Source organism: Pseudoalteromonas sp. K222D (assembly GCF_017653575.1).
In the GTDB taxonomy this organism is placed as follows: domain Bacteria; phylum Pseudomonadota; class Gammaproteobacteria; order Enterobacterales; family Alteromonadaceae; genus Pseudoalteromonas; species Pseudoalteromonas nigrifaciens.
Genome location: NZ_JAGGDL010000064.1, coordinates 1 through 9,963, shown reverse-complemented (window position 1 = coordinate 9,963; position 9,963 = coordinate 1). Strand labels below are relative to the sequence as shown.

General features: G+C 39.8%; 7 protein-coding genes. 4 read left to right on the top strand and 3 right to left on the bottom strand.

The genetic code is table 11. The features are described from left to right. The first annotated feature begins 623 nt into the window (after positions 1-623). Together J5X91_RS17505 and J5X91_RS17500 are read left to right on the top strand one after the other, a co-directional pair. Positions 624-1,238 carry a trimeric intracellular cation channel family protein gene (locus J5X91_RS17505; protein WP_208835330.1) on the top strand — a complete coding sequence of 205 codons (615 nt, stop codon included), beginning with the start codon at positions 624-626 and terminating at the stop codon, positions 1,236-1,238. A 33-nt stretch (positions 1,239-1,271) separates the two neighbouring features. Continuing rightward, the gene (locus J5X91_RS17500; protein WP_089367560.1) at positions 1,272-2,783 is read left to right on the top strand and encodes a YifB family Mg chelatase-like AAA ATPase; all 1,512 of its coding nucleotides are present in this window, start codon (positions 1,272-1,274) and stop codon (positions 2,781-2,783) included. Here the strand turns inward: J5X91_RS17500 and J5X91_RS17495 are convergent. Both J5X91_RS17495 and J5X91_RS17490 read right to left on the bottom strand, forming a co-directional pair. Next, complete coding sequence (locus tag J5X91_RS17495; RefSeq protein ID WP_011326853.1) at positions 2,780-3,499, bottom strand: response regulator transcription factor; 720 nt, start codon at positions 3,497-3,499, stop codon at positions 2,780-2,782. The genes J5X91_RS17500 and J5X91_RS17495 overlap by 4 nt on opposite strands. A 229-nt stretch (positions 3,500-3,728) precedes the next feature. Then, the gene (locus J5X91_RS17490; RefSeq protein WP_208835329.1) at positions 3,729-6,230 is read right to left on the bottom strand and encodes a prolyl oligopeptidase family serine peptidase; all 2,502 of its coding nucleotides are present in this window, start codon (positions 6,228-6,230) and stop codon (positions 3,729-3,731) included. Between the two features lie 84 nt (positions 6,231-6,314). Here J5X91_RS17490 and J5X91_RS17485 point away from each other — a divergent pair, with 84 nt between their 5' ends. Further along, positions 6,315-7,391 (top strand): hemolysin family protein, encoded by a 1,077-nt coding sequence (locus J5X91_RS17485; protein ID WP_011326855.1) that lies wholly within the window; start codon positions 6,315-6,317, stop codon positions 7,389-7,391. 13 nt (positions 7,392-7,404) lie between these two features. Here J5X91_RS17485 and J5X91_RS17480 read toward each other — a convergent pair whose 3' ends face one another. Further along, complete coding sequence (locus J5X91_RS17480; protein ID WP_208835328.1) at positions 7,405-8,634, bottom strand: EAL domain-containing protein; 1,230 nt, start codon at positions 8,632-8,634, stop codon at positions 7,405-7,407. Positions 8,635-8,810: 176 nt separating this feature from the next. Between J5X91_RS17480 and J5X91_RS17475 the strand changes: the two genes are divergently transcribed. Continuing rightward, the gene (locus J5X91_RS17475) at positions 8,811-9,827 is read left to right on the top strand and encodes a site-2 protease family protein (RefSeq protein WP_011326857.1); all 1,017 of its coding nucleotides are present in this window, start codon (positions 8,811-8,813) and stop codon (positions 9,825-9,827) included. Positions 9,828-9,963: the final 136 nt, after the last annotated feature.

Genomic DNA, 9,963 nt, shown 5'->3' with positions numbered 1-9,963 from the left:
TACCTCAGGTTAATATGCTGAGTAAATTATGCATAGGTGCCATTAACATTGGTATGTGGGGCTAATTACGCGCTTACAAACAGACACTCTTAAAGAGTGTTTTTTTATGTCTGAAATTTAGTGAGTGACTTATAACCCGAAGGTCGTCGTCACTGCGTGATGCGTTCGCTCTTCATAAACCCTGGCTCCCGCAACCACTGAAATAAATAAGAATAAACAGACACTCTTAAAGAGTGTTTTTATATGTCTAAAATTTAGTGAGTGACTCATAACCCGAAGGTCGTCGTCACTGCGTGATGCGTTCGCTCTTCATAAACTCTGGCTCCCGCAACCACTGAAATAAATAAGAATAAACAGACACTCTTAAAGAGTGTTTTTTTATGTCTAAAGTTTGGCGAATGACTTACAACCCAAAAGCCGTCGCTTTACTGTTTACCACGTTCAATTGGCTAATCAGGAAGGAGTAATAAACGGCTATAAAGGTTAATTTAACTCATAGGGTTTATAGACTAGTTTTGAATATAAAAGGAACTTAGCAGCTTAATTAGTGCTAAAAGTAGTTATTTTTTTAAACTTAGCGTAGCTTATGTAGCAATAACGTAAATATTTTAGCAAGAGTAGGCATGACAGAACTTTACCACTGGTTTGATTTAATAGGTGTTGCAGTATTTGCCATATCGGGCACCTTGGTAGCGTATGAAAAGAAGATGGATGGCTTTGGTGTTGTTGTACTTGCTACCGTAACTGCTATCGGCGGAGGAACTGTTCGCGATGTGATATTAAATGTTCCGGTATTTTGGCTGCACGACCAAAGTTATTTTGCTGCAATTTTAGCTGCAATACTACTAACAACGCGACTAATAAATAAGCAAAGAACCATACCCCACTATAACTTACAAATTGTCGATGCGTTTGGTTTAGCTTTTTTTGCCGTGATGGGCACACAAAAAGCATTGCTTGCCGGTATGCCAGATATGACAGCAGTGATTATGGGGGTTATTACTGGATGTTTTGGTGGCCTAATTCGTGATGTACTTGCCCGAGAGATCCCCATGCTGTTAAAGGGCGAGCTTTATGCAACCACCTGTATAGCAGGGGGAATAGTGTACACCTTGTGTATTAACTTTTCGCTTATCGTTGAAGTTGCGATGATTTTGAGTATGTTGATGACTCTATTACTGCGTTTTGCAGCCATAAAATGGGGTATTGTATTACACGTTTTTAAATATCCCGACTAAACTAAAGCTAAAGGGTATTTATTAGGATAGGGAATGTCGTTAGCTCGCATATATTCTCGTGCTCAGGTGGGCATAAATGCCCCCGAAGTGATTGTTGAGGTGCATTTAGGTAATGGTTTGCCTGCTTTTCATATTGTCGGTTTGCCCGAGGCTTCGGTTAAAGAATCTAAAGACAGAGTGCGTAGCGCACTTGAAAATTCTAAGTTTGGTTTTCCCGATCAACGTATTACTGTTAATTTAGCCCCTGCCGATTTACCAAAAGACGGTGGCCGATTCGATCTTGCTATTGCCGTAGGTATTTTAGTCGCCTCAGGGCAAATAGTGTGCTCTGACATTCATAAATATGAGTTTTATGGGGAGCTGGCACTTAACGGTGAGATACGTGGCGTAAATGCTATTTTGCCCTCGGTGCTTGCTGCTAAAGAGCAGGACCGTTGCTGTTTTTTACCACTGGCAAATGATAGCTTAGCCAGTTTAGTTAACGGGGTTAAACGCAAAGCCGTAAGCTCTATTGCAGAAGTGTGGGGCGATTTACTTAATCAGCAACCACTGCCGTTAAATATACAATACCCAGATTGCACGCAAGCTCCTGATTTTTTGCTTGATTTAAGTGATGTGAAAGGCCAGCCTGGGGCAAAGCGAGTACTCGAAATTGCCGCTGCAGGAGGCCATAACTTACTATTTTTAGGACCCCCTGGTACGGGTAAGTCAATGCTGGCTCAACGTATGGCAACCATTATGCCAACCATGTCAGATGATGAAGCAATTGCTACTGCGGCGCTTTATTCTATTATTGGCCAGTCGATTGATTTAACTAATTGGCGACAACGGCCATTTCGCAATCCTCACCATACCTGCTCTGCCGTTGCATTAGTCGGTGGCTCGTCAAACCCTAAACCGGGTGAAATTTCATTGGCGCATAATGGCGTGCTTTTTTTAGATGAGTTGCCAGAGTTCGAACGTAAAGTGCTCGATTCGCTGCGTGAACCTATGGAAACTGGTACTGTCACTATTTCGCGTGCGGCAAGGCAAATGGAGTTTCCGGCGCAGTTTCAGCTTATTACGGCGCTAAACCCCAGCCCTACAGGTTGCCATAATGATAAGCGGGCAACGCCTGATCAAGTAATGCGTTATTTGTCGCGTGTTTCGGGGCCGTTTATTGACCGTATTGACTTACAAATTGAATTACCAAGGCTAACGAGTGTTGAGTTACAAAGTAGCAAACCCGAAGAAACCAGTGCAGTAGTAAGAGCGCGAGTAGAGGCTGCTTATTATTTGCAGCTAAAACGCCAAGGTAAAGTGAATGCGCGGTTAAACAATAAAGAAATGAGTATACATTGTGATCTCGCTTCCACTGAGTTGCAGTTTTTAGCCAGAGCGAGTGAAAAACTGGCATTATCGCCACGCTCATACCATAGAATAATTAAAGTAGCGCGTACTATTAGTGATTTAAAAGGGGCGGAGCGTATTAGCTTAAATGAGCTAAAAGAAGCACTTAACTACCGCGCCTTTGAGCGCTTACTAGCGCAATTAACTAAGTACTAAATAGAGAGCATATAACCTTTGCCGCGTACGGTAACAATGCGCTTTTGATCTTTTTCATCATTTAATTTTTTACGCAAACGGCCAATTAACACATCAACAGTACGATCGTTTGGGCTCCAATCAGGCTGGCCTATTTCTTCAGATATTTTTTCGCGAGAAGTTGCTTTACCTGCGTTACCAATTAAACAAATAAGTACTTTATGTTCCGCTTCGGTTAAGCGCGATTCAGCACCTGTAGCTGTAATTAGTGTGCGGTTGTCGGGGTGTAATTTAAAGTCGGCATATTCTATAAACTCTTCGCCGTTATCATCGTTTTTATCATTGTCTGAATTTAAGTGTGCAATGCGTTTATATAAAGCACGCATGCGCAGCTCTAGTTCAAGTAAGTCTACGGGTTTGCATATGTAGTCGTCTGCGCCTTGGGCAAGGCCAGCAATGCGATCGGCCTGTGAATCACGGCTCGATAATAAAATTACGCCAATATCGGTAAGAGTATTTAGCTCTTTTGCAAGTTGTAAGCCGTCGCGCTTTGGTAAAACAATATCAATAATGGCTAATGAAAAAGCACCGCGCAAATTAACTCGCGACCTTATAGTGCTCAGTGCATCGGCGCCAGTAGGGTCAACTTCTATTGTAAACTCGGTATTTGTAAAATGATTTTGGATGCGTTTAACGAGTAATTCGTCGTCCTCAACCAATAAAACATGAATAGTCATAATACTTTATTGTTAATGCTTATAGTTTTCTATGGTAGCACCATTAAGTAAAGGCTGAGAAGGGCGTTTATTGTTTTTAAGTAAGCTAATGTTTCAAAAGTAGTTAATAAGTTTACAGTTTAGAAAATTTAGCACCTTTAGGGTTTTATTAAAGGTGCTATTTAGCCTGCTGTACTCAGAATAAATATCTTAATCTAAGTTCACTTAATTATTAAAAACAATTTAGCGACTAGTCGTTAGGGTAAAGATAATCCCACCATTGTGGCTCATTTTTAAGTTTTTTATCAAAATAAGCTAGCATGGTATTCCACCAATCAAAACGTTTGTCGCGGGCAATAATTTGATGGTTCGCACCTTTGTATTCTATTAACTCTACATCTTTATTAAGTAATTTAAGTGCAGTGTACATAGTTAAGCTTTCGCCAACGGGTACGTTAGTATCACTGTCACCATGAATGAGTAGCATAGGCGTGGTTACTTTATCGGCATTAAATACCGGGCTATGTTTACTATAAAGCTCGGGGTTATTCCACGGAAAGCTGTTTTTAGACGCTTCGCCAGAATATAAGTAGCCCCACCATCCTTCACCCCAGTAAGATGTGAGGTTAGAAATACCAGCATGAGAAATCGATGCGCTAAATAAGTCGGTTTTAGTTGCTAAATGCATAGTCATAAAACCACCGTAAGAGGCACCTAGGTTGCCTACCTTTTCGCTATCTACATAGTTGTATTTATTTAAAAATGCCTGCGTGCCTGCAATTATATCGTCGCTGGTGTAGTTGCCCCACGCATTAACGTGCTGCGCCGAAAACTTTTGCCCAAAGCCGGTAGCGCCTGTTGGCTGTATTACATAAACCACATACCCGTTTGCCGCCCATAAATTAAACGGATAACGTCCAGTAAAGCCTCGTGTCACTGGCGATGTGCCGCCATAGTAATAAACCAGCGCTGGGTGTTTTTTAGTTTTATCAAGGTTATTTGGAATGTAGACACGCCCTGAAATTTCCACGTCATTTTTATTAGTGAAATTAAATTCTTCGAGAGTTGGAATTTGTGTATTTGCATAGCTAAGTGGCTTTGAATCCCAGACTGTTTTAGCGGTGTTTTTACTTATATTAAATCGCTTTAATTGTTGTGGACTAGAAGCCGTGGTGCCACTGAGTAATATTTCAATGTTGCGCTCGTTTGAGTAGCTAAACTGCTCAACAATATCTAAACCAGTATTTAATTTTTTAAAGCGCTGCTTACTTAAATCAAATAGGTAGAGCGGTTGGGTGTCGTGCTCAGTAACCTTTAGCAATGCGTCGCCATTGTTTAAAACACTCAGTCTTCCAATTGCTGGATCAAACTGTTTACTGAGTGCTTTAACGTTTTTTCCGCCGTCTGTAAGCAGGTAAAGTTGACCGTCGTAGTTATTCGCTAGCATTTCTTTTGGCAATGCTCTACCTGCCCCATTTTTAAAGTCGGGACCCGCAACAACATACACGTCCTTATTGGCGTACTTGGCCTGATTAAAAGTTTTAAATTTACCCAAAGAAGTAAGCTTATTTGATTTTAAATCAAGCTCTACTAGTTCTGTTTCTGGGTGAGTTGACGCTTGCATAGCGACTACAGGGCGGCTCATTAATAGTTTACCGCGCTTATTGTTAAAGTCTTCAAAGCTATGCGAAAGTGGCCCTTGGCTAAGTGTTTTTATTAAACCACTTTGCGTATCAAGCATATAAACTTGGCTTACTGAACGTGCGTATGACCAGCGATCTTGTAACCCTTTATAATGCTTCGTGAGTTTGTCATTATCCTTGTCAGATGCAGGGTTAGACCAACTAAATATTACACTGTGCTCGTTATAAAAGGTAAAACCGCTAGCGCCTTCTAAGCGAGTAGAGAGGGTTTTTATTGATAAATTTTTACGGTTAAGTTGTTTTAATTCACCATTTAGTAAATACACTAAAAAGCGGTTATCTGGGCTCCAAATAAGGTTGCTTGGTTGCTCTGCCTCAAAGCGATACAGTGTTTGATTGTCGGTGTTTTTAAGTTCAGTTACATTGTTTGCTTGATTTAGTGTTTTATCATTAAAGCGGCGCGTTGTCGTAATATAGTGCTCTGAGTTTGGCGCTAATGATAAGCCGCTAATAGTGGGGGCATCAAATAATTGCTTTGCCGATAAACGCTTAGTTTGTGAAGTGCTAAGGGTAATGTTATCGCTCGGTGTTTTTGGTGCAAAGTCGAGTATTACATCGTGCCAATTTGCAACTTGTTGCGCAACAATAATAGCAGTATGACTACCATTATTTAAGGCGAGTTTGTAGCTGCTGTTGTCTGCCTTTTGCAATTCGCCATTTATAAACAATTGCCCTTGTTCAATGCCTTTTAAGGTTAACGTACCTTGGCTAAAACGCGTGGTTTCTATATTAAACTTAAGTGCCTGTAAGCCGCCTAAAGTGAGTGCATTTACTTTATTAAATGGCTGCCAGCTGTGTTTTTTGTCAAACACCGAAAAGTTAGCTACGGGGAGTTGTAGCTGGGGTAATAAGTTACTAATTATGGTATCGCTTTGGGCCGTTTGAAAAGGCTTTAATTGCATGTTTTCAGCCAGTGGCCCAATAAATTGAATTTTAGATTTATCAAGCGGCGCTGCAAGCGTAGCAAAACTTAAGCTGCTAAGGGTAAAAAGGGCAAAGGAGTGTTTAAATAGTTTATTGCTATGACGCCAAAGTGCGTTAAGTTTCATTATTATACCTATTATTATTGAGTCTTTGGCCAAATATAGCATGTATTGTTATCATGCCCATATATTCAACTAAGCGGAGAGCAAATGACATTACTGATAGTTTATATGGTCGTTGCCATTGTTATTTCATTTTTATGCTCAGTAATGGAAGCCGTGCTGTTAAGCATTTCACCTAGTTATGTTGCATTACTGCGTAAAAAGCAGCCTGTATTAGCTAAGCAGCTCGAAAAACTAAAAAATAATATTGATCAGCCATTAGCGGCTATTTTAACGCTTAATACGGTGGCGCATACCGCCGGAGCCGCTGGAGTTGGCGCGCAAGCAGCTATTGTATTTTCGGATGCAGCAGTAGGGGTTGCCTCTGCAGTGATGACTTTATTTGTGCTGGTGTTTTCTGAAATCATACCTAAAACGTTAGGAGCAAACTATTGGCGAGTACTTACCCCAAGTGTGACTTACGGTTTACGTTTTTTAGTTATATTGCTTAAACCTTTTGTATGGCTTGCACAAAAGCTGACAAATTTAATGGGACCAAAGCATGACCAAGCCTATTATATTCGCCAAGAAATAGAAGCCATGGCCGATATAGGCACTGAGTCGGGGGCGCTGCACCAAGATGAGTCTGAAATAATTCGTAACTTATTACATTTTAGACATGCCAAATTATGCGATTTGATGACCCCACGTACAGTTATTTTTAAAGTTCATAAAGACTTAACCGTAAACGAATACTTGAACCTGCATGGTTCGTCGTCGTTTTCTCGAATATTAGTGTTTGATAAAGACACTGACGATATTATCGGCTTTGTGCATAAAAACGATATTATGTTGGCATGTCATCGCTTAGGTAGCGATTACAAAATTAGTAAACTAGTAAAGCCAATCTATACGGTTCCTAGTTCGCAAAATGCGTCGTCGTTGTTACAAACTCTATTAACAGACCGCACGCATATTTGTTTAGTGGTTGATGAGTATGGCGACGTACAGGGTATTGTTACGCTTGAGGACATGATTGAAGCACTAATGGGTTTAGAAATTGTAGATGAGCGTGATCAGTCCACTAATATGCGTGCGGTTGCGAAGCAGCGTTGGCATAAACGTTTGGCAAATAGTAAAAACTTAGTCACTGAAGAGGATAAACACCCTAGAGGAGACAACTAAAGAGGTCTCCTTATTAGCTTGGGGGTTTATAGTTAATGGTATTTCCTGTCACTTTAATCCAATATTGTGCCCAGTCTATAAATTCACTCTTAGATTTAGGACGACTAAATAAAAATCCCTGTATTGCTAAGCGAGTTTTGTAATGCCTTAAATAGGCAAGCTCTTCGGGGCGCTCAACCCCTTCTGCTACTAGTTCTAAATGCTCTTGATTGGTAATGTCGATGAGGGAGCTTACAACAACTTGAGAAAACTGATCTGTTTCTATATTACTAATAAGTGTGCGGTCTATTTTTATTTCGGTAAAGGGCAAGTTTTTAAGCTGGCTCATGTTAGTAAAGCCAACGCCAAAATCGTCAAGCGATAAACCAAAACCATGCATTCTTAGGCGGTTTAATGTTTCTAATTGGCTTAGGCTTGAAAGCGCATGTTGTTCGGTTATCTCAATAATAATATCACTAGGTTTAAGCTGGTTAAGTTTTAATATAAGTAATAGCTTATTTGGGCAGCTAAGATCGTTTAACTGCATGGGAGATAAGTTAAATGCCAGTTTTAAATTTTGTCCTAGCTGCTCTTTTATATTTTCGAAATCACTGGTGGCTTTTTCAAAGAGCGCAAATGTAATTTCGTTAATTAGATCATGTTGCTCAGCAAGGCTAATAAAACGAGCTGGTAAAATTATACTACCGTCGGTATTTGACACAATACGCGCTAATACTTCAGCACTTTTTATTTTACTGGTATTAATACATATTTTAGGTTGATAAAACGGCGTTATTTCGTCATTTTTTAATGCGTTAATAAGCTCTGTTTTTGAAATAGCAGGTTCTTTTATTAAAGTGTGGCTATTTAAATAGGCAACTTTATTTAACAAGGAGCCTACTTGAGTTAATTGTACGGGCTTAAAAATATTACCGATAAGGTGAGCATTATGCTGCTTGGCTAAGTTGGCAGCTAAACTAATTACCTTATGCTCCATTTCAGAAATAATAATAATGGCGCCTTGGTAATTTAGCTCTCCTAAATGGCGTATTAGCTCCATGCCATCCATTTCAGGCATGTTTAAATCGGTAAAAATGGCATCAAAATAGTTTATGTCACGTTTAACTTTTTCTAGCGCTTTTGTAGCACTTAGGCAAGTGGTTATGGTATCCGACATATCTAACTCAGTGAGGATTGCTTCCATTACAATTAAAATAGCTTTTGAGTCATCAACGACCAGAATATTAGGCACTACTTTTTTCACTGTTATCCCTTTCAATGCATAGTGTGTATTACTATAAAAGTAGTAGATTCTCATGTGTTTGTCATTCTTTTAATGTGTATATTAGCCGGCTAATAAAAAGTTGTTATTAATCATGCTCGCTCGTGTTTTTTAGCTGAGTCGGTATACTAGCGCTATTGTTTTAAACGGTTTTAATTATGATAAGAATAGAACTTAAGTTAGCCGATCAGCCCTTTACACTTATGGTTTCTGGGCAAAAAGTTGTGCAGATATTTCATAGTCAACAAGCTATTACTTTTGATAATCCCCGCGACAACTATTATCAATTTACTTTTGATAACAAACTAATAGGTATTGATAGCTCATTGGTAAATGAGCAGAGTATTTCGTTGTTTGTAAACGATGAGTTTGCTACGCAACTTGCTTTACCTGCAGCTACTGGCGGTGAAACTAAAAAAGGTTGGCTAGGATTGGCCGCCCTTGGTTTTAAGCTATTTAAAAGTGCCAAAGTAATTAAGGTGGTGTTAGCGGGAGCGTCAGTTGCCGGCTATGCCTGGTTATTCAGTATTGAGTTTGCACTTATGCTTATTGCTTGCTTAGTGGTGCATGAATACGGCCATGTGCGTGCCATGCAATATTTTGGCATTAAAACCAAGGGCATTTATTTAATTCCGTTTGTAGGCGGGCTTGCAGTAAGTGATGATAAAATTACCACTCGTTGGCAAGATGTAGTGATTTCTTTAATGGGCCCCGCGTTTGGGCTTATAACGTCAGTATTAAGTTTAGTGTTGTACTACGCTACCGAAATGGAAATATTTGCTGGTGTTGCTGTGCTTAGCGCTTTACTTAACTTATTTAATTTACTGCCTATTTTACCGCTTGATGGTGGCCATGTATTAAAAAGTATTAGCTTTTCTATGCGCTCATGGGTCGGTTTAAGTGTGTGTTTATTGGGAGTGCTGTTTGGTTTATGGCTAAGTTACACCTTTGGTTTAATGTTGTTGGTGTTCTTTTTGTTTATTGGTGCGCTGGAAATTGTATTTGAATGGCGCGGCAGGCACACTTCACATTTAATGCCACTTGATAAGTATGGCCAAGGTTTTTCAGCGGTGATGTATGCGCTGGTGGTTGCCGGGCATATAGCCGTAATGATGCATTTTGCAGACTCAGAAAACCCCATTTTAAGCTTGCCAATGAAAATATTATCGAGCTAATCGTATTTAAAAGCAGGGCTGTAATTGCAGTCCTGCTTAATACATTATTTTTATACAGTCCTAAATTCGGATAATAAGTGCAATTTCTCAGATTAGATGGCCAGCTGTTATAATTCGGCCATTTTCTCGCCAAAGG

Coding starts and splice junctions, on each gene's coding strand:
- J5X91_RS17500 (WP_089367560.1), top strand. CDS start 1,272: ATGTCGTTAGCTCGCATATATTCTCGTGCTCAGGTGGGCATAAATGCC.
- J5X91_RS17495 (WP_011326853.1), bottom strand. CDS start 3,499: ATGACTATTCATGTTTTATTGGTTGAGGACGACGAATTACTCGTTAAA.
- J5X91_RS17485 (WP_011326855.1), top strand. CDS start 6,315: ATGACATTACTGATAGTTTATATGGTCGTTGCCATTGTTATTTCATTT.
- J5X91_RS17475 (WP_011326857.1), top strand. CDS start 8,811: ATGATAAGAATAGAACTTAAGTTAGCCGATCAGCCCTTTACACTTATG.
- J5X91_RS17505 (WP_208835330.1), top strand. CDS start 624: ATGACAGAACTTTACCACTGGTTTGATTTAATAGGTGTTGCAGTATTT.
- J5X91_RS17490 (WP_208835329.1), bottom strand. CDS start 6,230: ATGAAACTTAACGCACTTTGGCGTCATAGCAATAAACTATTTAAACAC.